The sequence below is a fragment of the Streptomyces minutiscleroticus genome (assembly GCF_014650875.1).
Lineage (GTDB): Bacteria > Actinomycetota > Actinomycetes > Streptomycetales > Streptomycetaceae > Streptomyces > Streptomyces minutiscleroticus.
The window spans coordinates 201,805-224,615 of sequence record NZ_BMVU01000002.1; the positions used below are offsets into that span (position 1 = coordinate 201,805).

Sequence of the window (22,811 nt, forward strand, 5' to 3'; positions counted from 1 at the left end):
CCCGTTCCGCACCGGTGACGACCGATGGGACCGTCCCGCACCGGTGACGACCGGCGGGCCCGTTCCGCGCCGACAGCCGCCGGCCCGTCCCGCGGCGGCGGCCGGCGCCGTCAGGCCGACAGCTCCTGGCGCAGGGCGTCGCGGAGGCGGGCCGCCCGCTCGGCGACCTCCGGGGAGCCGAGCGTGACCGCGCGGTCGGCCCAGCGCTGCCCCTCCGCCAGCTCGCCGCGGCGCGCGTAGACCAGCGCGAGGCGGAGCGCCGCGCGGCCGTGGCCCGCGTCGGCGGCCTTCGTCCACCACAGCGCGGCCTCCGGCTCGCTGCCCTCACGGGCGAGCAGCAGCCCGAGATTGAAGGCGCCGTTCCGGGAGCCCGCCTCGGCGGCGCGCCGGTACCAGCGCGCGGCCTCCACCACGTCGCCGCGCGTGGCCGCGAGCATGCCCACGCGCACCTGCGCGCGCCGGTGCCCCTGGGACGCCGCCCGCTCGTACCACTCCTCGCACTCCGTCTTCTCGTGCGCGGTCTCGCCCAGCTCGTGCGCGGGCTGCGGCGGGCGTCTGGCGTCGAGCAGCGTGGCCAGCCGGTACGCGCCCTCCGCGCTGCCGCCGCCGGCCGCGCACCGCAGGTGCCGCTCGGCGGCCGGCTCGTCGCCCTCGCGCAGGCGCGCCATGCCCACCTGGAGCGCGGCCTCGGCGTGCCCGGCGGCCGCCGCGCGCTCGTACCAGCGCAGGGCGTTCGCGTCCTCGCCGCGACCGGCGTACAGGATCCCGAGATTGAACGCCGCGTCGACGCTGCCCGCCTCGGCCGCCTTGGAGAACCACGGCTCGGCGCCCGCAGCGTCGCCGACCTGCAGCAACAGGACGGCCAGCGCGTTCGCCGCCTCGCGGTGCCCCGCGTACGCGGCCCGCCGGTACCACTGCTCGGCCTGCGTCGTGCGGCCCTGCTCGGCGCAGAGCAGCCCGAGGTTGTACGCGCCGTTGTCGTCCCCGGCGTCCATGGCCGCGCGGTACCAGCGCTCGGCGGTCTGGTGCTCGCCGCGCTCGGCGTGCAGGGCGCCCAGCGCGTTCGCGGCGTTGCCGTCGCCCTCCTGGGCGGCCCGCAGCCACCACACGGCGGCGCTCTCCGTGTCACCGGCGTCGCGCAGCAGGAAGCCGAGCGCGCAGGCGGCCCGCGGCTCGCCGTCCTTGGCGGACGTCAGGTACCAGCGGCCGGCCTCCTTCAGCCGGCCGCGCTTCTCCAGGATCGCCCCGAGGTGCAGGGCGGCCCGGCGGTGGCCGCGGGCGGCCGCCTGCCGGTACCACTGCTCGGCCTCTTCGGCGGCGGACCTGCCGGAGCCGCCGTCGGCGCCGTCCCCGGCGGACGGGGCGCCCGCGGCGGCGTCCCGGGCGGCCTGGCCCCTGCGGCCCGCACGGCCCGCCGTGCCGGACCCCTCTCCGGCGGCCCGGCGGTCGAGGATGCGCGCGAGCCGGTAGGCGGCCTCGCGGTGCCCGCGCTCGGCGGCGGACCGCAGCCAGTGCTCCGCCCCGTCGTCGCCCCGGTGCTCCAGCAGGTCGGCGAGGGCGTACGCGCCGAGGACGTGGCCCTGTTCGGCGGCCTGGCGCAGCCAGTACTCGGCCGCGGGCTCGTCGCCGCGCTCGCGGTGGTGCCGGCCGAGCGCGTGCGCGGCGGCCGCGGAACCGGCGACGGCGGCGACCCGCCACCATCCGGCCGCCTCCTCGGCGTAACCGCGCTGGTGGAGGAGGACTCCCAAGTTGTTGGCGGCGGCGCGGTCGCCGGCGGCGGTGGCGGCGCGCAGCTGGGGCTCGGCTCCGTCGAGGTCGCCGCGGCGCAGCAGCATGGCCCCGAGGACGCTCATCGCCTCCACGTCACCGGCCTCGGCGGCCAGCCGCTGACGCACCTCTTCGGCAGCCTCGCCCGCTTCGTCCCGGCCCGAGGGTTGTACAAATCGTCCCGTCTCGAACAGAGTTGCCTTGTCCCCCATAACGTCCATCGTCGCACCACCTGCAACCCGGGTACACCTGGTATACCGCAGCCCGTGAGGTCACTTCAGCGTTTTGTCGACATGCCCACACAGAGACACACCAAACGCAAATCCGCGAACTCGCCGCCCTTGAGGCAACCCCTACCCGTGTTCTCACACGTCGAAGGGCCCGGATCCCTGTCAGGATCCGGGCCCTTCGATCTCTTCAGTAGCGGGGACAGGATTTGAACCTGCGACCTCTGGGTTATGAGCCCAGCGAGCTACCGAGCTGCTCCACCCCGCGTCGTTGTAAGGAAACCGTATCACGACGCGGGGCGGGTCCTTCGCAGGTGGCCCGGACGCGGCCGGCTCAGCCGCCCCCGGAACCCTTCTCGGAGTCCTGGGCCTTGTCGCCGCCGTCGCCGGCCGCGGACTGCGCGTCCTCGGCCCTCCGCAGCGCGTCCTCCAGGTCCTTCTGGGCCTTGCCGTACGCCTCCCAGTCACCGTCCTTGAGGGCCTGCTGGCCGTCCTCGAACGCCTTCTGCGCGTCGTCCAGGGCGTTCTGGACCGTCGGGTCGCTCGACGTCGGCGGACTCGTGCCGTCCTGCCCCTCGTCGGTGCCCGGGTCCGGCGGCTCGGTGCTCGTGCCCTCCGCGCCGAACACCTTGTTGAGGGCCTCGTCGAGGGTGTTCTCGAAGGCGGTGGCGCCCCCGTAGGTGACCAGCACCTTCTTCAGCAGCGGGTACTTGAGGTTGCTGCCGCGCACGTAGACGGGCTCGACGTACAGCAGTCCGCCGTCCAGCGGCACCGTCAGCAGGTTGCCGTACTCGACCTCGGAGTCGCCGCCTCCTCTCAGCAGCCGGATGGACTCGGCGATGTCCGGTTCGGAGTTGAACTGGCTCTGCACCCGCTTCGGGCCGTCGACGGTCTTGCCGGTCGGCAGCTTCAGGATGCTGATCTTGCCGTAGTCGCCCGTGCCCGCCTCGGCGTTGACCGACATGAACGCGCTCAGGTTGTCCCGCCCGTTCGGAGTGAACGTCGTCGTCAGCGAGAACGCCTGGGTGTCCTGCCCGGGCATCTTCATGCTCAGGTAGTACGGCGGGACCGCGTCCCCGGACCGGTTGGTCGGGTCGTCCGGGACCTGCCAGACCTCGCTGCCGCTGAGGAACGTGTCCGCGTCCTTCACGTGGTACCGGGTGAGCAGTTCACGCTGGACCTTGAAGAGGTCCTGCGGGTACCGCAGGTGGTCCATGAGGTTCTGCGAGATCTCCTTCTTGGGCTCCACCGTGCCGGGGAAGGCCTTCATCCAGGTCTTCAGGACCGGGTCCTGGGTGTCCCACTGGTAGAGCCTGACCTCGCCGGTGTAGGCGTCGACGGTCGCCTTCACCGAGTTGCGGATGTAGTTGACCTGGTTCTGCTGGGCCACCACCGCGCGCTGGTTGTCCGCCGCCGTCAGCGAGTCGGCGGTGGTGTCGCCGAGGGTGGTGCGGGAGGCGTACGGATAACCGTTCGTGGTCGTGTAGGCGTCCACGATCCACTGGATCTTGCCGTCGACGACCGCCGGGTAGGCGTCGCCGTCGATCGTCAGCCAGGGGGCGACGGCCTCGACGCGCTCCTTGGGGGTGCGGTTGTACAGGATCTTCGAGCCCTCGCCGATCGCTCCGGAGTAGAGGATCTGCGGCTCGCCGAACGCCGCCGCGTACGCGGCCCGGTTGACCGGGCCGGAGAGGTCGACCCCGCTGTCGCCCTTGTAGCTGGTGGTCTTCTCACCGCTGTTGTCGGAGTAGTCGATCTCCTTCTGGGGACCGCCGACGATCGAGTACTGCGTGGTCTTCTCGCCGTAGTAGACCCGCTGCTCGTACGTGCCGAGGTCGCCTCCGTTGGAGCTCTTGGAGGGCAGGTCGGACTCGGTGAAGACCGGGCGGCCCTCCTCGTCGGCGGCGGTGCCCTTGGCGGCGATCACACCGAAGCCGTGCGTGTAGCGGAAGTGGTCGTTGATCCAGTTGTTCTTCGGGATGCCGCTGAGGTTCAGCTCGCGCAGACCGACGACCGTGTCCTGGACGTTGCCGTCCTTGTCCTTGTAGCGGTCGACGTCCAGGTTGGCCGGGAGCCCGTAGTAGTTCCTGATCTGCTGGAGCTGCTGGAACGTGGGCGAGACGATGTTCGGGTCGAGCAGGCGCAGGGACGCGGTCTTCTCCACGTCGTCGCGCAGCTTCGTCACGTCGTCCGTGTCGCGCTCGCCCGAGTAGCCGGTGACCTCGGCGTCCTCGATGCCGTAGGCCTGGCGCGTCGCCTCCAGGTTCTTCTCGACGTACGGCGCCTCCTTGGCCTGCTCGTTCGGCTGGACCTGGAACTTCTGCACGATGGCCGGGTACAGGCCGCCGATGAGGATCGCGGAGAGGACCATCAGGCCGAAGCCGATGACGGGCAGCTGCCACGTGCGCCGCCACAGGGTGGCGAAGAAGAGCAGCGCGCAGATGACCGCGATGCAGAAGAGGATGGTCTTCGCGGGCAGGTAGGCGTTGGCGTCGACGTAGCGCAGGCCCGTCCAGTTGCCCGTCGCCTTGAAGTCGCTGGACTTCACCGCGAGACCGTACCGGTCGAGCCAGTACGCGACCGCCTTCAGTGCGACGAAGAGGCCGAGCAGCACCGACAGGTGCCCGGTGGCCGCGGCCGTGGCGCGGGCGCCGGGGCTGGTGACGCGCAGCCCGCCGTACAGGTAGTGCGTGAGGGCGGCGGCGATCAGCGACAGGACCGCCGCGGCGAAGCCGAAGCCCAGCAGGAACCGGTACCAGGGCAGGTCGAAGGCGTAGAAGGCGACATCGAGCTTGAACTGCGGGTCCTTCTGCCCGAAGGGCACGCCGTTGACCCACATCAGCCATGTGCGCCACTGGCCGGCGGCGGACGCGCCGGCGATCAGCCCGACGAGGGCCGTGACCCCGAGCAGGATCCACTTCTTGTACGGCGCCACACCCATGCGGTAGCGGTCGAGGCTCTGCTGCTCCATCGACATGGCGCTCAGCGGCGGGCGCAGCCGGTGGGCCAGCCAGATGTTCACACCGACGGCCGCGGCCATCAGCAGTCCGAAGACGAAGAACAGGCCGATCTTGGTCCACAGGGTGGTCGTGAACACGGACGAGTAGTCGACCGACCGGTACCAGAGCCAGTCCGTCCAGAACCCTGCAAACATCACGAACGCCATCGCCAGCACGGCGAGGACGCCCAGGGTCATGAGCAGAGTCCGGACGCGCCGGGACGGTCGGCCCACTCTCATCCGTGGCCCCGTCGGGCCTCCGCCGCGGTCCGGCATCTGGAAAGCCAAGGTGCGCACCTCGAAGTTCGCTGTTGGTTGTCGGACCCCGCGTATGCCGGGCCACACCTATGCAACTTACTGATGCTTTACTCGGTTCCCGGTTCCGGGGGCGAACGAGGCAGGATTGTGACCATGTCCAACACCCCCACCGGTACGCCCATGGCGGCCGGCCCCCTGACCCGAGCCGTCCTGGAGATCGACGAGTACGTCGCCGGACTCGGCTGGGACCAGCCCGCCCGGCTCTTCGCGCTGGTCGACAGCGCGGCGCTGCGCACGCAGGAGCCCGGGCTCGCCGAGCGCCTGGGCCTGTCCGACGACGCCGCCGACGGCGCCCTGACCCCCATCGAGCAGGAGGAACTCCCCGCGGGCACCCCGCTGGACGAGTTCCTCGGCACCATCGCCTGGCCGGACGCGGTCGTAGGCTGCGCCCTGACCGTGGAGCGGCTGATGCTGCCGCCGTCCGCCGAGGCATCCGTACCGGAGGACCTGGACGAGGAGCGGCTGGCCAAGTGGGTGGCCGAGCACCCGGAGCGCCAGGAGGTCCGGATGACCGTCGCGGTGCTGCGCGACGGCCGGCGCGAGTCGGCGCTGCGGCTGCGCGAGAAGGACACGGCGACCGAGGTGCTCACCGGCTCGGACCTGGTTCCGGGGCTCGCCGAGGCGCTGTCGGCGACCTTCGCGGAGTAGCGGAGCCGGGGCGGCGGGCCCGGCGGCGGCCGGGCCGTGCGCCGCGCGGGGCGTGTCGTGCGCCGCGCGGGGCGGGCCGCCGGCGTCCGTCCGGGGCGTCAGCCCTTGGTGCACTTCGGCAGGTCGGACGTGCGGCCGGAGCGGATGTCCGCCAGGGAGCCCAGCGCGTCCTCGATGGTCTTCACCTTGACGAGCGTGAGCCCCTCGGGGACGTCGCGGGCGGCCGCCGCGCAGTTGTCCGCGGGCGTCAGGAAGTACTGGGCGCCCTTGGCGCGGGCGCCCACGGTCTTCATCTCGATGCCGCCGATCGGGCCCACCACGCCGTCGTCGTCGATGGTGCCGGTGCCCGCCACGAACTTCCCCCCGGTGAGGTCCTCGGGGGTCAGTTTGTCGACTATGCCGAGCGCGAACATCAGGCCGGCGCTGGGGCCGCCGACGTCCGCGAGCTTGATGTCGATGGTGAACGGGAACGTGTGGTCGGTGCCGGCCTGGATGCCGACGATCGCGCGGTCCGCGTCGTCGTCGGCCTTCGTGGTGGTGACGGTGACCTCCCGGGTGGCGGTCGCCGTCCTGTTCTCCTTCTCGGCCTTCGCCTGCTCCGCGGCCGGCACGATCGTGAAGGTGACCTTCTCGCCCGGCTCGTGCTTCGTGACCAGCTCGGCGACGTCCGCCGGCGCCTTCACCGCGGTGCCGTCCACGGCCTTGACGACGTCCCCGGCGTGCAGCCGCCCCTCGGCCGGGGAGTCCTTCAGGACCGTGGAGACGATCACCCAGGACTGCACGGGGATGTCCAGCTGCTTCAGGGCGGCGACCTTCGCGCTCTCCTGGGACTGGCTGAACTCCTCGGCGTTCTCCTGGGTCGACTGCTCCTCGGTCTTGCCGTCGGGGTAGAGCGTCTCGTGCGGGACGACCTTGTTGTCGTGGGCCAGCCAGCCGTAGACGGCCTCGACGAGGTTCATGTTGTAGTCGGCGCTCGTGACCCGGACCGTGGTCATGTTGAGGTGCCCGCTGGTCGGATACGTCTTGTGCCCGGAGATCTGCAGCACCGGCTCGCCGTCGTGCTTCCCCAGCGTGTTCACCGTGGGGCCCGGGGACATCTCCGAGTACGGCACGTTGATGAAGACCCCCGCGCACAGGAGCGCGATCAGCATCAGGGTGGAGGCGAGCATCGTCGCGGTGCGGCGTGGCATGGAACGACAGTACGGGACCGTCCTGTCCGTGCACCCCCGGGGCCGTCCGTACGAGGTCCCGGGGGTTCCGTCACGTGCCGGAGTGCGTCTTCTCCATGGCTTCGCGGAAGCGCGCGTAGCCCGCGAGCTCGGGTCCGTCACCGATCTGCCTGCGGTTCCGACCGGCCCAACTGCCCCACAACCCCGCGCCTATCGCAGCCAACAGAGGAATCAGCAACCAGGCGAGTGCCGCCATGCCGACCTCCCTACCCCGTGAGCGACCGCAACTGAGTGATCAGCAGATTAACCATCCGCACCCACAACGCTCGCGGTGGGGGCGGGGTTACGCAACCGGGCGCATTCGGGGACTGCGAAGCGGAGGCGGGGGGTACGCGGAGGCACGGCGACCGGTGCCGGCGGGCCCGGTCACGCCCGGGATCGGCGGCGGCTCCCGGCCGGGGTCAGCAGGCCCCCACCCACTCCTCCGTGCCGTCCGAGAACGTCTGGTGCTTCCAGATGGGCACCTCGTGCTTCAGGTCGTCGATCAGCCGCCGGCACGCCTCGAAGGCCTCGCCCCGGTGCGGACAGGAGACGGCCACGACGACGGCCAGGTCGCCCACCCTCAGGTCGCCGATCCGGTGGACGGCGGCCAGGGCGCGCACAGGGTAGTCGGCGGCCACCTTCTCGGCGACCCGCCGGAGCTCCGCCTCGGCGGTGGGGTGACACGAATAGCCGAGCGCGTCCACGTCGGCTCCTCCGTCGTGGTTGCGCACGGTGCCCACGAAGAGCGCGGTGCCCCCGGCGGCGTCGTCGCCGACGGCCCGGAACACCTCGTCCACGGAGAGGGGGGTCTCGCGGATCGCGAGCAGCCTGACCGGGTCGTGCGCGGCCTGCTCGCCGGGATGGTCGTTCGTGGGTGCCATGCGCCCATCGTGCCCCACCCGCCGGACGGCACGGAAGGGCGGCACCGTCCCGCACGCGCGCGTGCCCGTCCAAAGACTCCTGCGGGAGGGCGCCGACGGCCTCTACGAGGAAGGTGACGGGCGGACGGGACGGCCGCCGGGTACGGACAGGACCGCTGCCGGGTACCGGGCAGGCAGCCCCGTACGGCGCTGGCACCGGAAGCGGCGGCCCCGGCCGGTCCGGCTCCCGGCCGGACACCCGGGTCAGATGCGCCGTCTGGCCTTCCGGGCGCGCCGCACGAGCGCGGCCGTGCCGAGGAGGGCGACCGTCGCGCCCGCGGCGCCGGCGGCGGTGGCGTCCTTGCGGCCGAGGCGGCGCCCCGCGACGGTGTGCCGCCCGGCGACCTCCCCGAGCAGCTCGGCGAGCACCTCCTCGTTGGTCCACTGCGGCCGCCAGCCCGCGTCGTGCAGCCGGCTGCCGCTGACCACCCAGGGGTACATCGTGTAGGCGAGGTCCCCGGCGGGCGAGGGCGTCAGGCCGATCCGGTGGAGCCGGGCCGCGGCCCCCAGGGCCACGGCGGAGGGCAGCTCCATGCGGCGGATCCCGGTGAGCTCCTCGACCTCCTCCTGCTCCAGCCAGCCGTCGCAGCCGACGGCCAGCTCGCCCTCGACCTTCTCCAGCACGGCGTACTCCAGGGCGGTGCACAGGTCCTCCACGTGGCAGAACTGCCAGGCGGGCCGGGACCCGGCCACGACGAGCAGCCGCGGCGACTCGAAGTACCTGGTCAGCGCGGTGTCGGTGCCGCCGACGAGGATCGCGGGACGGACGACGGTGACGTTGAGGCCGGGGTGCGCGCGGGGCGCCCGCCGGGCCAGGCGCTCGATCTCCAGCAGGTCGCCGACGCCGGTGGCCTCGGCCGTGGCCCGCAGCTCGGCGTCCTCCGCCAGGGGCAGCTCGTTGTCGGGCAGCGCCCCGTAGACCATCGCCGAGGTGCACAGGACCACGCGGTGCACCCCGGCGGCCGCCGCGGCGGTCAGCACCGTCTGGGTGCCGCGCACGTTGTACGCGGTGCGGGCGGCCGGGTCGGTCTCCAGGTCGAGGTCGAGCGCCAGGTGGACGACCACGTCGGCGCCGCGCAGCTTGTCGGCGATGGCCGGGTCCCGCACGTCCAGGACGTGCCACTCGACGCCCGCGCACTCGCCGCGCCGCTCGTCGATGGCGACGACCTGCTTGACCTCGTCGGTGGCGGCGAGCCGTTCGGTCAGCAGCGCGCCCACGCCCGACGCGGCGCCGGTGACCGCGACGACGGGCCCGCGCGCGGCCGCGCCGGTTGCTCGGTTTCGCGCTGCGCGAACCTGCGGATCGGGGGAACTCACCAGGTGTCTCCAGCGGTTGTCTTCGGTAAGGACGCGCACGGCGCGTTCGTACCAGGAGACATCCATCCTGCCGCAGCGCGGGACTCGGCGAAGCACTGAGGCCCGATCCGGCTGTGGTGTCTAGGCTGGGTGGTGATGTCGGGCACCGCCGTCGGAACCAGCCGGCGGCCCTAACCAGCCGAGGATTCCCGTGAGTGACACCCCATTCGGATTCGGCCTTCCGCCGGAGGAGCCGGAGAACGGCGACGAGGGCAAGAAGAAGGACCAGGGCAGCGGTGCTGGTCAGGGGCCGTCCAACCCGTTCGGCTTCGGTCTGCCCGGCGGCTCCGGCGCCGACAATCCGCTCGCCGCCATGTTCGGCTCGCTGAACCCCGGCGACCTGGGCGCGGCCTTCCAGCAGCTGGGCCAGATGCTCTCGTACGAGGGCGGCCCGGTGAACTGGGACATGGCCAAGCAGATCGCCCGCCAGACGGTCTCCCAGGGGACCCCCGACGGCACCAAGGACGCCAGCGTCGGCCCCGCCGAGCGCTCCGCGGTCCAGGAGGCCGTCCGCCTCGCCGACCTGTGGCTGGACGACGCGACGTCCCTGCCCTCGGGCGCGGGCTCCGCGGTGGCCTGGAGCCGCGCGGAGTGGGTCGAGGCGACCCTGCCGGTGTGGAAGGAGCTCGTCGACCCGGTCGCCGAGCGGGTCGGCGCGGCCATGGGCGACGTGCTGCCCGAGGAGATGCAGGCCATGGCGGGCCCGCTGATCGGCATGATGCGCTCGATGGGCGGCGCCATGTTCGGCACACAGATCGGGCAGGCCCTGGGCGTGCTCGCGGGCGAGGTCGTCGGCTCGACCGACATCGGCCTGCCGCTCGGCCCGGCCGGCAGGGCCGCGCTGCTGCCGGTCAACATCGAGACCTTCGGCAAGGACCTCGGGGTGCCGAAGGAGGAGGTGCGGCTCTACCTGGCGCTGCGCGAGGCCGCCCACCAGCGCCTCTTCGCGCACGTCCCGTGGCTGCGCTCGCACCTGTTCGGCGCGGTCGAGGGGTACGCCCGCGGGATCAAGGTCGACACGGCGAAGCTGGAGGACGTGGTCGGCCAGCTCGACCCGTCCAACCCGGAGCAGTTGCAGGACGCGCTCCAGCAGGGCATGTTCCAGCCGGAGGACACGCCGGCCCAGAAGGCCGCGCTGGCCCGCCTGGAGACGGCCCTGGCGCTCGTCGAGGGCTGGGTGGACGCCGTGGTGCACACGGCGGCCAAGCCGCGGCTGTCGTCCGCGGACGCGCTGCGCGAGACGCTGCGCCGCCGCCGCGCCTCGGGCGGCCCCGCCGAGCAGACCTTCGCCACGCTGATCGGCCTGGAGCTGCGGCCGCGCCGGCTGCGGGACGCCTCGCGCCTGTGGGCCTCGCTCACCGACGCGCGCGGCGTGGACGGCCGCGACGGGCTGTGGGCCCACCCGGACATGCTGCCGACGGCCGCCGACCTGGACGACCCGGACGGCTTCGTCCACCGCGAGCAGCTGGACTTCTCCGAGCTGGACAAGATCCTCGGTGAGGCGGCGGGCGGCACCGGCGGGAAGGCGGACCTGAAGAAGGACACCGCGGAGGACACCGGGGACGGCAAGGGCGGCAAGGACGGCCGGGACGACGCCGAGGGCGACGGCGCCGAGTGAGCCTCCACGACGACGCGGTCCTCGTGCTGAAGGGCTACGAGCGGCACGAGGGCAGCGGCCAGGAGAGTCCCGAGGACCAGGAGAAGCTGCGCCAGGTCTACCTGGACCACCTGGCGGCCCGTCCCGACGGCATGTGGAAGTCCTGCGCGGACGGTCACATCACGGCGAGCGCCCTGGTGGTCGACCCGGAGCGGGGCCGGGTGCTGCTGACGCTGCACAGGAAGCTGCGGATGTGGCTGCAGATGGGCGGCCACTGCGAGCCCGGGGACGCCACGCTGGAGGCGGCGGCGCTGCGCGAGGCCACGGAGGAGTCGGGCATCTCCGGCCTGACCCTGCTGCCCGGCGGGCCGGTGCGCCTGGACCGCCACCACACGCCCTGCGCCTGGCACCTGGACGTGCAGTACGCCGCGCTCGCCCCGGCGGGAGCGGTGGAGGCCATCAGCGACGAGTCCCTGGACCTGCGCTGGTTCGCCTACGACGCGGTGGCGGACGTCGCGGACGGGTCGGTCGTCCGGCTGGTGGAGGCGACCCGCCGGCGTCTCCGGGAGCGCTGAAGGTCTCCGGGACCGCCGGATCCGTAAGCGAATCCGTGAGGGGCGACCGCTATGGCGGCCGCCCCTCACACATGTCTCCAGGGGGCTGCGCCCGTGTCTCCACGGGTCTGCACCGGTGGCTCCATGGGGCCGCACCCGTGTCTCCCCGGCATCCGCCCCCGGAGCGTCGCTCCCGGGGCACACCGTTTCCGCTTCCGCGGGGCTCAGCTCCAGACGTTGCCCTGGTTCTGGCCGTGGGCGCCGTGCTGGCCCATGCCGTACTGGGCGCGCAGCCCCTGGCCGATCACCGCGTTCTGCGGCGGCAGCAGCTCGCTGGGCTGGACGAGCGCGTAGCCCTGCCCCATGAAGCTGAGCTCCCAGCCCTCTCCGGTGTTGCCGCGGCGCCGCCACACCCCGGAGGAGTGCGTCTGCGCCTGCATCTGGACGCGCAGGCCGGTGGACCAGGCGACGATCGCGTCGGCGTCGCAGTTAACGTACCGGTCCGGTGTGACCTGCATCATCAGGGGCGCGCCCGAGGTCATCAGGGCGACCCGGCCGCGGCCGGTGATGTTGAGCTGGTACTTCCCGGAGCCGGAGATGCCGTACAGGCTGTCCACGGCGACGACCTCGTGGTGCAGCGACGAGTCCATCGCCAGGACGTAGCCGCTGTCCACGGTCAGGCCGTCCGGGTCGACGTCCACCAGGTGCACGTGCTGGGCGAGGTTGGCCAGGTAGACGATGCCCTGCCCGTGGCAGCGCATCAGGTCGAGGCCCTCCCCGGTGCGGGCGCGCGAACGCTGCCGCCCGGACCCCTGGTACTCGGCGTCGAACTCCACCATCCCCTGGTAGGCGACCATGGTGCCCTTGCGGGCGAGCAGGTCGTCGTGGCCCTCTAGGGCGACGCGGAGCATCTGCGGGTTCTGCAGGCTCCAGCGCTCCTGGGTCTGCTGGTCGTTGTAGGCGAAAATCGGGCTCTGCATGGTGTGCTGCTCCCCCTCAGCCCCGGAACCGGAGGCGGTCGGTGCTGTCCTCGCTGGGCTGGACGACGACGATGCCCTGGCCCGAGAAGGCCATCTGGTACGCCTCCCCGCTGCCGCGGCCGATCAGGGACTGCGCCTTGAAGCTGCGCTTGCCCTTGACCTTGAGATTCGGCGACCAGGCCACGAGCGCGTCCGGGTCGACGTACGTCTCGTCCTCGCCGCCGCCGCAGTCGACGACGATCGGCTTGCCCCGGGAGGTCAGCGCGACCCAGCCCTCCCCGGAGATCCTCGTGTTCCACAGGCCCTGCCCGGCGAACTTCGCCAGTCCCTTGACGCGCTCGACGCCCCAGGTCAGGTGCGCGTCGAAGGCGAGCAGGTTGGTGGCGTTGACGGAGATCGCGTCGCCGTTGAGGTTGATGACGACGACGTCCGCCCCGTAGTCGGCGAGGTAGAGCAGGCCGTCGCCGGAGCACTTCATGAGCGGGGCGCCCTCGCCGGTGGCCCAGTCGCGGGCGATCTGGCGCACGGCCGGCGGGTTCGGCTCGTACTGGACGAACCCTTCGTAGGCGATCATCGACCCCACGCGCGCGAGGAGGTCGTTCCCGGTCTGCATCGCGACCTTGAGCATGTGGTCGCCGTGGTTCTCCATGCGAGCGGAGACGGGTGCCGGGGCGAAGCCCGCGAGCTGCTGGTTCATGACGGGCTCCCTCAGACCTCGTACGGCTGGACGACGATGAAGTTGCCGGGCGCTCCCCGGAACTGCAGGTTCACGCTCTCGCCGGTGTCCCCGGGGTAGGCGTTGCGGCGCATGCGGACCTGGCTGGAGACGACCACCTGGGCCGCGGCGGACCAGGCCACGACGGCGTTGCAGTCCGCGAAGGTCGTCGGCGTGACGGGCAGCACCACGGGCGCGCCGTGCGTCTTCACGACGATGGTGCCGGTCCCCTGGAACTGCATCGTGAACAGGGCGCCGCCGGGGATGCCGTGCCCCTCGATGCGGCGCACCTCGTACTGGAGCGACTCGTCGAACGCGAGGACGTTCTCGGCGGACACGCAGATCGCGTCGCCCTGCAGTTCCACGGGGTGCAGCATCGAGGCGTCGTCCGCGAGGAACACCTGGCCGCGGCCGGTGCAGCGCATCAGCTGCATCTCCTGGCCGGTCGCGTTGCCGACGATGCGGCCGGTGAAGCCGGCGCCCTTGTAGCCGAAGTCGACCTTGCCCTGGTAGAGCACCATGCTGCCCTGGCGGGCCAGCACCGGCTGGTCGCCGATCCCGAGGTCCACGCGCATCAGCTTCGTGTTCTGCTGCGTCCAGCGCTGCCCGGTGGGCGTCTCGCGGAACTTCTCCAGCGCCGCGGTCACACCGGCGCCCGTCCGGGGCGCGCCCTGGGGCACCGCGTACGGCGAGGCTCCGCCCGGCGCTCCGGGGGGGCCGGGCGGGCCGGGCTGCCCCGGGACCTGGCCGCCCGGGGGCTGCTGGCCGTATCCGGGGGGCGGGGCCGGGGCCTGCGGGTAGCCGTAGCCGGGCGGCGGGGGCGGCGCCTGGCCGGGGGGAGGCGTCTGGTGCGACTGTCCGTACGGGGCCGCCGGTGCGGGTGGCGGCGGCACGGTCCCGCCGGGCGGCGTCATCGGCGCGACGACGGTCGGGGCGGTGTGCACGGGGGGCGCGGGCTCCGGAGCGGGGGGCGGCGTGGCTGCCGGGGGCGGTGCGAAGCCCTGGGCGGCGGGCTGCGGCGCGTCAGGCGGCGCCGGCTGTCCCGCGGGCGGTCCGGCGGGGGCGGCGAACGGGGGCGGCGCCGCGGCCTGCGCGGGCGGGGCGAAGCCCGGGACGCCGGTCTGCGGCTGCGGCGGCCCGGCGGGCTCCTCCTCGGCGACCTCGCCGCCGAAGTTTCTCAGGAGCGCGTCGAGTCCGCCGTCGAAGCCCTGGCCGACGGCGGCGAAGCGCCAGACGTCCTTCAGGTAGAAGTCCCCCAGCATGACGGCGCGCTCGGTGGAGAACTCGCTGCCGTCGAAGGAGTACCGGGCCACTTCCTCGCCGCCCGCGACGATGCGCAGGTATCCGGGGCCGATCTGCGACATCTGCCCGGCACCGTCGATCGTCGCCGTGAACGACAGCTTCTGGATGTGCGCCGGGACCTTGTCGAGCGTGACGCGGAAGGACTCCGTGTCGCCCGCCTGGGGACCGAGGAGCTGGATGGACTCCTCCGGGGACTTCGGCTGGTTGAAGAAGACGAAGTACCGGTCGTCCGAGAGCCGTTCGTCGGCGTCCAGGCCGAAGCAGCTGATGTCGAAGGTCAGCCCGGGGGCGGAGATCTGCACTCCTACGTACAGGTCCGTGCCCGCGGTGACGTCACTGATTCTGGCCTTGTGGCCGCGTTGGAATTCCCTGGCCATGCGTACCGACCGTCCCCCATCCCGAATGTGAGTGCGTCGCGCCAGGCTAACGGCAAAGTCAACACGTGAATGAGGTCGGTACAGACCCGGTACAGAATCACTGCCTCCGCGTCGCGGAGGCGGCCCCACCGGCGGGAACGCGGACAGGGAAGGGCGCCGGCGCGCCGGAGCGCGCGTGCGGGCGGGGGCGGGCGGTCACTCGTCGCGGGCCGCGGGCAGGTGGGGCAGCCGGTCGGCGGCCACCACCCCTTCGAGGTAGCCGCGCGCCCGCTCGGTGCGCGGGTAGGACTCCAGCAGCCGCCAGAAGCGCGGCCCGTGACCGGGGACGAGCAGGTGCGCCAGCTCGTGCAGCAGGACGTAGTCGACGACGTACTCGGGCATGCCCTGGAGCCGGTGCGAGAGCCGGATGCTGCCCTCCGCGGGGGTGCACGATCCCCAGCGCGTGTTCTGGTTGGTGACCCAGCGGACCGAGGCGGGCCGGGCCCGGCCGCCCAGGTACTGGACCGAGAGCCGATCCGCCCGCTCGGCCAGCTCGGCGTCGCCGAGCTGCCGCTTGCTCTCCTGCGCGGCCAGCTTGTCGAGCATGACGCCGACCCAGCGCTGCTCCTCCGCCTCGGACATCCGGGCGGGGATCAGCACGATGGTGCGGTCGCCTTCGCGGTAGGCGGAGACCGTTCTGCGTCGGCGGGCACTCCTGCGGACCTCGATCGCGCTCGGCCCCGAGCCGCTCGGCGGCTGGCTCGTCGTGCTGCGCGGCGTATGTCCGGCACGGTGCAGTGGGTCGGCGGGCACGCCCCGACGTTACCCGCTGCACACGGCGGACGTCCCGGCTCCGGTACGGTTCGGCCCGGATCCGCACCCCGGGCGCCTAATTAGTACGAAGAATATCCACCGCCTGTGGACAACTTTCCACGCTCCGTCACCGGACGCGGCATTCTGGCGGCAGGCGCATCGGCGTCACCGGCGGGCCGGGAGGCGCCGCCGGTGCGCAAAGGCGCGTACGGGACGGGCACGGAGAAGGACACGGGGGATTCGGCCGATGCATCCGATGGTGAAGCCCGCGCTGCGGCGCGGCTGGCGCGACCTGAACACGGTCCAGTTCGGGACGGCACCCGCGCACGCGATGGTGCTGGGCCCGGTGGACACGGCCACGGGCAGCTTCCTGGAGCTGCTCGACGGCACGCGCGGCCTGCCCCTGCTGCGGGAGGAGGGGCGCCGCATGGGGCTGCCGGAGGGCCACGTCGACGGGCTGGTGGAGCGGCTGGCCGGAGCGGGACTGCTGGACGACGCCACGGGCGGCGGTCCCGGTGCCGACGCGCTGCGCGCCAAGGCCGCCGTCCTGGACCGGCTGCGCCCCGACCTCGCCTCGCTCTCCGTGGTCACCTCCGCACCCGGCGACGGGGTGCGCCGGCTGGCCGCCCGGCGCTCCCTGCGCGTGCAGGTACGGGGGGCGGGCCGAGTCGGCGCGCAGCTGGCGTCGGCACTGGCGGGCGCGGGGGTCGGCCGGGTCGACGTGGTCGACGTCGGCCGGGTCGGACCGGAGGACGTGGCGCCGGGCGGGCTGCCCGCCGAGGCGGTCGGCGAGCGCCGGGAGGAGGCCGCGCGCCGGGCGGTGCGCCGCGCGGCACCGGACCGGCCTCCGCGTGAGCACGGCCCGCGGTCGCCCTTCGACGACGCGGCCCCCGGCCTGTCCCTGGTGGTCGTCGCGCCGCGGGACGGCCTCGCGGCCCACGCGCCCGACCCCCTGACCGCCGAACCGCTCGTCGCCTCCGGGACGCCGCACCTGTACGCCGGGGTCGTGGAGGGCACCGGCGTCGTCGGCCCGCTGGTCCTGCCGGGCGACTCCGCCTGCGCGGGCTGCCTGGACCGGGGCCGGGCCGACCGCGACCCGGCCTGGACGCGCATGCTCGCCCAGTGGCGCTCGGGGCGGCCGCGCCGGGGACAGGCCTGCGACCTGACGCTGGCCACGGCCGTCGCGGGGCTGGCCGCGGGGCACGCCCTGGCCTTCCTCGACGGGCTGTCGCCGTCGAGCACGGGTGCGCGCTGGGAGGCGTCCGTGCCCGGATTCGACTGGCACGCACGGCCGGTGTGGGCGCATCCGGCATGCCCGTGCGGGGCGGCGGAGAGAACCAGGAGGGAGCAGACCTCAGAGGACGACGAGCGGCACGAGACAATGACGGGGCACCGGCCGTCGCCGAGGAGGGCCCGCAGGGCGCACTCGGCACGGCTGTCCGGTACTTGGAGGGCGCATGTCTGATCTTCCCCGGAAGGCGGTCACCCGCACCGCCAAGCTCGCCGCGCTGCCGCTGGGGTTCGCGGGACGGGCTACATGGGGCCTGGGCAAACGCATCGGCGGCAGGCCGGCGGAGATCGTGGGCCGGGAACTGCAGCAGCGCACGGCCGAGCAACTGTTCAAGGTCCTCGGCGAGCTGAAGGGCGGAGCCATGAAGTTCGGGCAGGCGCTGTCCGTCTTCGAGTCGGCGCTGCCCGAGGAGATCGCCGGTCCGTACCGCGCGGCCCTGACCAGACTGCAGGAGGCGGCACCGCCGATGCCGACCCGCACGGTGCACTCCGTGCTCGCCGAACGGCTCGGCGAGGACTGGCGGGAGCTGTTCCGGGAGTTCGAGGACAAGCCCTCGGCGGCGGCCTCGATCGGCCAGGTGCACCGCGCCGTCTGGCACGACGGCCGCGAGGTCGCGGTCAAGGTGCAGTACCCCGGCGCCGGCGAGGCCCTGCTCTCCGACCTCACGCAACTCGGCCGCTTCGCCCGGCTGCTGGGCCCCCTGATCCCCGGCATGGACGTCAAACCGCTGATCACGGAGTTGCGCGACCGGGTCTCCGAGGAGCTCGACTACGGCCTGGAGGCGCGGGCGCAGCGCGCGCACGCGGAGGAGTTCGCGGACGACCCCGACATCCTGGTGCCGCAGGTGGTGCACCAGTGCGACGAGGTGCTGGTGACCGAGTGGATCGACGGGGTCCCGCTGTCGGAGGTGATCACCGACGGCACGCCGGACCAGCGGAACCGCGCCGGACAGCTGCTGGCCCGGTTCCTCTTCTCCGGACCGGCGCGCACGGGGCTGCTCCACGCCGACCCGCACCCGGGCAACTTCCGTCTGCTGCCCGGCGGCCCCGGCGGCGAGGACGACTGGCGGCTCGGCGTCCTCGACTTCGGCACGGTGGACCGGCTGCCGGGCGGCCTGCCGCCGACGATCGGCCATTCGCTGCGGATGGCGCTCGACGGCGAGGCCGAGACGGTCCACGCCCTGCTGTGCGAGGAGGGCTTCGTCAAGGAGTCCCTGGACCTGGACCCCGACGCGGTGCTGGACTACCTGCTGCCGATCATCGAACCGGCCCAGGTCGACGAGTTCACCTTCACCCGCGGTTGGATGCGCGGCCAGGCCGCCCGCATAGCCGACCCCCGCTCCCCCGCCCACCAGCTCGGCAAGCAGCTCAACCTGCCCCCGGCATACCTGCTGATCCACCGGGTCACGCTGAGCACCATAGGCGTCCTGTGCCAGCTGGGCGCGACGGTGCGCCTGCGCGACGAGCTCGAGACCTGGCTGCCGGGCTTCGTCCCCGAGGAGGACGGGGAGCAGCAGAGGTCCGGGGCCGACGGGACGACCGAGGACGACGGGACGTTCGGCGAGGACGGGGCGGCCGTGGAGGACGAGAGGGCCGCGGAGGGCTGAGGAACGCGGCGCGCCGACTCCCGCCTGGGCGCCTGCGTCCCCCAGGGCACGGCCGGCGAGCCGGCCGGACGGTGCCGTTGGCCCTCGCCACCCGCGCCGGAGCCACCGGCCCGCGCTCGGTCGGCCGGTCGGGGACGGAGCCGGGCGGTTCGCGGGTCCGGTCGGCCGGGACGGGACGTGCCGCGGGGGCCGGCCCGTCGGGACCGGCCCCCGCGAGGAGCTGTGCCTTGGTTCTCCTGACCCTGCCGGGCCGTCCTGCTGCCCTACTGCATGACGGCCATGGCGAGCGCACGGCGGGCGCGCAGCGAGGCGCGCTCGGCCCGGCGCTGCAGCCGGCGGGCGGCCACCAGGCGTACGGCCCGGCGCTCGCGCTCCGCCTGGCGCAGCTGGTCCTGCATATGCGCACGGGCCAGGGCTTCTGGGATGAGTTGCATCTCTCGGGTCCTGTTCTGACGCGAGTCGTTCGCGCCGGTCATGGTGAAGTCTGGGATCGCGGAGCCGGCGGGCTCGCTCGTGGACGGCTTCATCGGGGCCTGCTTCTTGGGGTCGTGCGTCAGGGGGCGATCGATGGTTCCGGTGATGTTCATGCCGAGACCGGGTTCTTGCGCGGGCGGCCACGCGGCCGCTTGCGGGCCACGACCACACCCTGGACGAACAGTTCGCCGCCCCAGACACCCCAGGGCTCGCGCCGCTCCTTGGCGCCGGCGAGGCAGGCCTCGATCAGCGGGCAGGTGCGGCAGAGGGACTTGGCGTACTCGACGTCGGCCGGCGACTCGGCGAAGAAGACCTCCGGGTCGTAGGAGCGGCAGGGGACGGGTACGCCGAGGTTCTCGATGGCGTCGTCGAGCGCGGTGAGCGCGGTGAGCGGGGTCAAGGCGGGGTCCTCCGTGAGGCCGGGCGGGGGGATCGTTTCGGAAGGCGGTACGGACGGGGCGTGCGCTTCGAGTTGCACGGTGTTTCTTCCTCGTCTGGTCGTTCCGGCCTGTTGGCCGGGGGTCGGCTGGTACCGGGGGTCGTTCTAGTCCCGAGGCCCCTTCGCTCCGCCGTCCCCGTTCGGGGAAAACAGAAGGGCCGCGGATCCCGGGTGGGGTTCCGCGGCCCTGAAGGCGCCGGCCTGATCGCCGATCAGGCTGGATCACTCCAGGGTTCAGGCCCACGGAAGGCCCACATCGTGTGGTGCTTGGACTGCTTGCGGGATCCGGCACCGGCCGCCGCAAAGGCATAGGCCTGAGCCTGTGCCTCTACTGCTTCCAGTGCCTGGGTCGGTCGCTCGCTCCGCTCACGCACGGGCAGGCCCGCGAGAGACAGGGAGGACGCCGGACGGACGGCAGCGATGCCGGACAGACCGGTGCCCGGGTTCGAGAAGCCGAGCAGGCACGTGGAGACGACCGAGCGATCGGTCATTTTGACGGTGCTGATGGAGCGGGTGTTGATGCTGATCACTGGAATCGCCTCCTCTCGGCGTCTCGGGGGCCGGTGCGAGAACCGGCCCGAAGGGCCTTCAGTACAGCACGGAACCGGGGCCTTCGAGAAGGCCGCCGTTCCCGTGGCTTAGAACCTATGGGGATTGCTGGGGCATGCGCAAACTATTTTTTCGACGAGTTCGTTTCAGTCCTCATCCTCTTCCGCCTCAGGCTCCTGTCCTGCGCAAATGGCCAGTACATCGGCGCCGTAGCGATGAAGCTTGCGCACTCCGACGCCGGGGATGCGGGCGAGCTCGCCCTCGTCGTCCGGCACGGTCTCGGCGATCGCCATGAGTGTCTTGTCGGTGAAGACGCAGAAGGCGGGCTGCCCGCTGCGCCGCGCCTGCGTCTCGCGCCACTCCCGCAGCCGCTCGTAGACGCCCTCGTCCATGTCGGAGGGGCAGTCCTCGCAGCGCATCAGCTTCATCTCGCCGGCGTCGGTCAGCGTGCGGCCGCAGACCCGGCACCGGGCGGGCGTTCTGCTTCTGCGTCTGGGGGCGACGGCGGAGTGCGACGTGTACCCGCGCTCGACGCCGCCGGATCCGGCGGCGCCCGTCCGCCCGGCGGTGGTGACGGAGCCGGGCCGCAGACCGTCGAGGAAGCGGCTGGCCCGGCGGTTGGGCCGCCCGCCGGGCGAACGGGAGAGCGCCCAGGAGACGTGGAGCTGTTCACGGGCGCGGGTGACGCCGACGTACAGCAGGCGGCGCTCCTCCTCTATCTGCTCGTCGGTCCTCGCGTAGGTGATCGGCATCATGCCCTCGGCGACGCCGACCAGGAAGACGACGTCCCACTCGAGTCCCTTGGCGGAGTGCAGCGAGGCGAGGGTGACGCCCTGGACGGTCGGGGCGTGCTGGGCGTTGGCCCGCTCGTCCAGTTCGGCGACCAGGTCGGAGAGGGTGGCGTCGGGCTTGGCGGCTGCGAAGTCCTGCGCGAGGTTCACCAGCGCGGCCAGGGACTCCCAGCGCTCGCGGACGGCCCCGGAGCCGGCGGGGGGCTCCGTCGTCCAGCCCTCGCCCGACAGCACGGCGCGCACCTGGGAGGGCAGGTCGACGGCGCCGTCGAGGAGCGAGTCGTTCCCGCCGAAGCGGGCGGCTCCGCGCAGGGCGATGCCCGCCTTGCGGACCTCGGGCCGGTCGAAGAAGCGCTCGGCGCCGCGCAGCTGGTAGGGCACGCCGGCGTCGGCGAGGGCCTGCTCGTAGATCTCGGACTGGGAGTTCGTGCGGAACAGGACGGCGATCTCGGCGGCCGGGACGCCGGAGGCGATGAGGTCGCGGATGCGGCGGGCGGCGCCCTCCGCCTCGGCGGGCTCGTCGGTGTACTCCGTGTAGGTCGGCTCGGGGCCGGGCTCGCGCTGGGAGACCAGCTCCAGGCGGTGGTCGGCGGCACGGCCGCGGGCCTGGGCGAGCAGGCCGTTGGCGAGGCGGACCACCTGCGGCGTGGAGCGGTAGTCCCGGACGAGCTTGACGACGGTGGCGCCCGGGTGGCGCGTGCGGAAGTCGAGGAGGTGGTCGGGCGTTGCACCGGTGAACGAGTAGATCGTCTGGCTGGCGTCGCCGACGACGCACAGGCTGTCCCGGTCGCCGAGCCACAGCTCCAGCAGACGCTGCTGCAGGGGGCTGACGTCCTGGTACTCGTCGACGACGAAGTGCTGGTACTGGGCGCGCACCTCCTCGGCGATGTCGTGGCGGTCCTGGAGGATGCCGACGGTCAGCAGCAGGACGTCCTCGAAGTCGATGACGCCGCGGTCGCGCTTGAGGTCCTCGTAGGCGGCGTAGAGCTGGGCGATCTCCGCCGGGTCCCGGGGCGCCTCCCGGCCGGCCTTGGCCGCCGCGGCCGTGTAGTCGGCGGGGACGGTCTGGGTGACCTTGGACCACTCGATCTCGCCGGTGACGTCGCGCAGCTCCCCGCGGTCGAGGCGGACCCGGCAGCCGGCCGCGGCCTCGGCGACGAGCTGGATCTTGCGGTCGACCAGGCGCGGGAGGCTGCCGCCGACCGCGCGGGGCCAGAAGTACTGCAACTGGCGCAGCGCGGCCGAGTGGAACGTGCGGGCCTGCACCCCGGAGGCGCCGAGCTGGCGCAGCCGGCCGCGCATCTCGCCGGCGGCGCGGTTGGTGAACGTGACGGCGAGCACACTGGAGGGCTGGAGTATCCCGGCCCGCACCCCGTAGGCGATGCGGTGGGTGATCGCCCGCGTCTTGCCCGTGCCGGCTCCCGCCAGCACGCACACCGGACCGTGCAGGGCGGTGGCGACCGCGCGCTGCTCGGGGTCGAGCCCGTCGAGCACCGCGTCTGCCGTGTCCGGGACCTGCGGGAAGAGGGTGGAGTGCGTTGCTGCTGTCACCCCGCCATGCTGCCAGGTCGCCGCGGACGGGTGCGCAGGTTGTCCACAGGCGACCCCTCGCAGTCGTACTAATGCGGCAGGCGACGCTTCCCACCGGGCAGGACGGGCCACCGGACACGGGTCCCCCGCCGGTCCGCCCGCGTCCGCGGCTCCCGTTCCGCCCGCGTCCGCGGCTGTCGGCCCGCCCCTTCACCAGTGGTTTCCGGCCCGCTCCCTCCTACGGCTCCCGGTCCGCCCCGTGCGCTCAGGAACCGCCTTCGCCCGCGGCTTCCGGCCCGCTTCCTCCGCGGCACCGGCCCTACGGCACCGGAGCCCCGTACGCACCCGCACGCGGCCCGGGTCGGGGGC

19 protein-coding genes and 1 tRNA gene are annotated in these 22,811 nt (G+C 73.1%); 5 read left to right on the top strand and 15 right to left on the bottom strand.

Features of this window, described 5'->3' with window-relative positions:
• Positions 1-110 precede the first annotated feature (110 nt).
• From IE271_RS04050 to IE271_RS04060, 3 genes are all read right to left on the bottom strand, one after another.
• Positions 111-1,988 (bottom strand): tetratricopeptide repeat protein, encoded by a 1,878-nt coding sequence (locus tag IE271_RS04050; protein ID WP_190188746.1) that lies wholly within the window; start codon positions 1,986-1,988, stop codon positions 111-113.
• 200 nt (positions 1,989-2,188) lie between these two features.
• Positions 2,189-2,262, bottom strand: a tRNA-Met gene (locus IE271_RS04055).
• 66 nt (positions 2,263-2,328) lie between these two features.
• Entirely contained in the window at positions 2,329-5,289 is a 2,961-nt protein-coding gene (locus tag IE271_RS04060) for a UPF0182 family membrane protein (protein WP_190188747.1), read from the bottom strand.
• A gap of 114 nt (positions 5,290-5,403) precedes the next feature.
• On the opposite strand from IE271_RS04060, the gene IE271_RS04065 reads away from it, so the two are divergent.
• A complete protein-coding gene (locus tag IE271_RS04065) occupies positions 5,404-5,958 on the top strand; it encodes a PPA1309 family protein (protein ID WP_190188748.1) in 555 nt (184 codons plus the stop codon).
• Between the two features lie 98 nt (positions 5,959-6,056).
• On the opposite strand, the gene IE271_RS04070 is transcribed toward IE271_RS04065, so the two are convergent.
• The 4 genes from IE271_RS04070 to IE271_RS04085 form a co-directional block, all read right to left on the bottom strand.
• Complete coding sequence (locus IE271_RS04070) at positions 6,057-7,148, bottom strand: YlbL family protein (RefSeq protein WP_190188749.1); 1,092 nt, start codon at positions 7,146-7,148, stop codon at positions 6,057-6,059.
• Positions 7,149-7,218: 70 nt separating this feature from the next.
• Positions 7,219-7,383: a hypothetical protein gene (locus IE271_RS04075; protein ID WP_190188750.1), complete on the bottom strand. Its 165-nt coding sequence runs from the start codon at positions 7,381-7,383 to the stop codon at positions 7,219-7,221.
• A gap of 205 nt (positions 7,384-7,588) precedes the next feature.
• Positions 7,589-8,050 (bottom strand): molybdenum cofactor biosynthesis protein MoaE, encoded by a 462-nt coding sequence (locus tag IE271_RS04080; RefSeq protein WP_190188751.1) that lies wholly within the window; start codon positions 8,048-8,050, stop codon positions 7,589-7,591.
• Positions 8,051-8,293: 243 nt separating this feature from the next.
• Positions 8,294-9,406, bottom strand: coding sequence for an SDR family oxidoreductase (locus IE271_RS04085; RefSeq protein ID WP_190188752.1), 1,113 nt, complete (start codon positions 9,404-9,406; stop codon positions 8,294-8,296).
• Between the two features lie 190 nt (positions 9,407-9,596).
• On the opposite strand from IE271_RS04085, the gene IE271_RS04090 reads away from it, so the two are divergent.
• Both IE271_RS04090 and IE271_RS04095 read left to right on the top strand, forming a co-directional pair.
• The gene (locus IE271_RS04090) at positions 9,597-11,063 is read left to right on the top strand and encodes a zinc-dependent metalloprotease (RefSeq protein ID WP_190188753.1); all 1,467 of its coding nucleotides are present in this window, start codon (positions 9,597-9,599) and stop codon (positions 11,061-11,063) included.
• The gene (locus IE271_RS04095; RefSeq protein ID WP_190188754.1) at positions 11,060-11,617 is read left to right on the top strand and encodes an NUDIX hydrolase; all 558 of its coding nucleotides are present in this window, start codon (positions 11,060-11,062) and stop codon (positions 11,615-11,617) included. Before IE271_RS04090 ends, IE271_RS04095 begins: the two co-directional genes overlap by 4 nt.
• Before the next feature lie 203 nt (positions 11,618-11,820).
• On the opposite strand, the gene IE271_RS04100 is transcribed toward IE271_RS04095, so the two are convergent.
• The 4 genes from IE271_RS04100 to IE271_RS04115 all read right to left on the bottom strand — a co-directional run bounded on the left by IE271_RS04100 (position 11,821) and on the right by IE271_RS04115 (position 15,762).
• Positions 11,821-12,576 (bottom strand): AIM24 family protein, encoded by a 756-nt coding sequence (locus IE271_RS04100; RefSeq protein WP_190188755.1) that lies wholly within the window; start codon positions 12,574-12,576, stop codon positions 11,821-11,823.
• Positions 12,577-12,592: 16 nt separating this feature from the next.
• The gene (locus tag IE271_RS04105; RefSeq protein ID WP_190188756.1) at positions 12,593-13,273 is read right to left on the bottom strand and encodes an AIM24 family protein; all 681 of its coding nucleotides are present in this window, start codon (positions 13,271-13,273) and stop codon (positions 12,593-12,595) included.
• Positions 13,274-13,284: 11 nt separating this feature from the next.
• A complete protein-coding gene (locus IE271_RS04110) occupies positions 13,285-14,970 on the bottom strand; it encodes a TerD family protein (protein ID WP_190188757.1) in 1,686 nt (561 codons plus the stop codon).
• Between the two features lie 195 nt (positions 14,971-15,165).
• Complete coding sequence (locus tag IE271_RS04115) at positions 15,166-15,762, bottom strand: M48 metallopeptidase family protein (RefSeq protein WP_190188758.1); 597 nt, start codon at positions 15,760-15,762, stop codon at positions 15,166-15,168.
• A gap of 247 nt (positions 15,763-16,009) precedes the next feature.
• Here IE271_RS04115 and IE271_RS04120 point away from each other — a divergent pair, with 247 nt between their 5' ends.
• Together IE271_RS04120 and IE271_RS04125 are read left to right on the top strand one after the other, a co-directional pair.
• Positions 16,010-17,227: a TOMM precursor leader peptide-binding protein gene (locus IE271_RS04120; RefSeq protein WP_190188759.1), complete on the top strand. Its 1,218-nt coding sequence runs from the start codon at positions 16,010-16,012 to the stop codon at positions 17,225-17,227.
• Positions 17,220-18,659: an ABC1 kinase family protein gene (locus tag IE271_RS04125; RefSeq protein ID WP_190188760.1), complete on the top strand. Its 1,440-nt coding sequence runs from the start codon at positions 17,220-17,222 to the stop codon at positions 18,657-18,659. The genes IE271_RS04120 and IE271_RS04125 overlap by 8 nt, the downstream gene beginning before the upstream one ends.
• Before the next feature lie 263 nt (positions 18,660-18,922).
• Here the strand turns inward: IE271_RS04125 and IE271_RS04130 are convergent, their stop codons facing one another.
• The 4 genes from IE271_RS04130 to IE271_RS04145 all read right to left on the bottom strand — a co-directional run bounded on the left by IE271_RS04130 (position 18,923) and on the right by IE271_RS04145 (position 22,463).
• Positions 18,923-19,246, bottom strand: coding sequence for a putative WhiB-interacting protein (locus IE271_RS04130; protein ID WP_190188761.1), 324 nt, complete (start codon positions 19,244-19,246; stop codon positions 18,923-18,925).
• Positions 19,243-19,611, bottom strand: a complete 369-nt coding sequence (locus tag IE271_RS04135) for a WhiB family transcriptional regulator (protein WP_190188762.1) — start codon at positions 19,609-19,611, stop codon at positions 19,243-19,245. Before IE271_RS04135 ends, IE271_RS04130 begins: the two co-directional genes overlap by 4 nt.
• Before the next feature lie 173 nt (positions 19,612-19,784).
• Positions 19,785-20,102: a hypothetical protein gene (locus tag IE271_RS04140; protein ID WP_190188763.1), complete on the bottom strand. Its 318-nt coding sequence runs from the start codon at positions 20,100-20,102 to the stop codon at positions 19,785-19,787.
• A 165-nt stretch (positions 20,103-20,267) separates the two neighbouring features.
• The gene (locus IE271_RS04145; RefSeq protein ID WP_190188764.1) at positions 20,268-22,463 is read right to left on the bottom strand and encodes an ATP-dependent DNA helicase UvrD2; all 2,196 of its coding nucleotides are present in this window, start codon (positions 22,461-22,463) and stop codon (positions 20,268-20,270) included.
• Positions 22,464-22,811: the final 348 nt, after the last annotated feature.

Coding starts and splice junctions, on each gene's coding strand:
- IE271_RS04050 (WP_190188746.1), bottom strand. CDS start 1,988: ATGGACGTTATGGGGGACAAGGCAACTCTGTTCGAGACGGGACGATTT.
- IE271_RS04065 (WP_190188748.1), top strand. CDS start 5,404: ATGTCCAACACCCCCACCGGTACGCCCATGGCGGCCGGCCCCCTGACC.
- IE271_RS04070 (WP_190188749.1), bottom strand. CDS start 7,148: ATGCCACGCCGCACCGCGACGATGCTCGCCTCCACCCTGATGCTGATC.
- IE271_RS04075 (WP_190188750.1), bottom strand. CDS start 7,383: ATGGCGGCACTCGCCTGGTTGCTGATTCCTCTGTTGGCTGCGATAGGC.
- IE271_RS04080 (WP_190188751.1), bottom strand. CDS start 8,050: ATGGCACCCACGAACGACCATCCCGGCGAGCAGGCCGCGCACGACCCG.
- IE271_RS04100 (WP_190188755.1), bottom strand. CDS start 12,576: ATGCAGAGCCCGATTTTCGCCTACAACGACCAGCAGACCCAGGAGCGC.
- IE271_RS04105 (WP_190188756.1), bottom strand. CDS start 13,273: ATGAACCAGCAGCTCGCGGGCTTCGCCCCGGCACCCGTCTCCGCTCGC.
- IE271_RS04110 (WP_190188757.1), bottom strand. CDS start 14,970: ATGGCCAGGGAATTCCAACGCGGCCACAAGGCCAGAATCAGTGACGTC.
- IE271_RS04120 (WP_190188759.1), top strand. CDS start 16,010: ATGCATCCGATGGTGAAGCCCGCGCTGCGGCGCGGCTGGCGCGACCTG.
- IE271_RS04125 (WP_190188760.1), top strand. CDS start 17,220: ATGTCTGATCTTCCCCGGAAGGCGGTCACCCGCACCGCCAAGCTCGCC.
- IE271_RS04130 (WP_190188761.1), bottom strand. CDS start 19,246: ATGAACATCACCGGAACCATCGATCGCCCCCTGACGCACGACCCCAAG.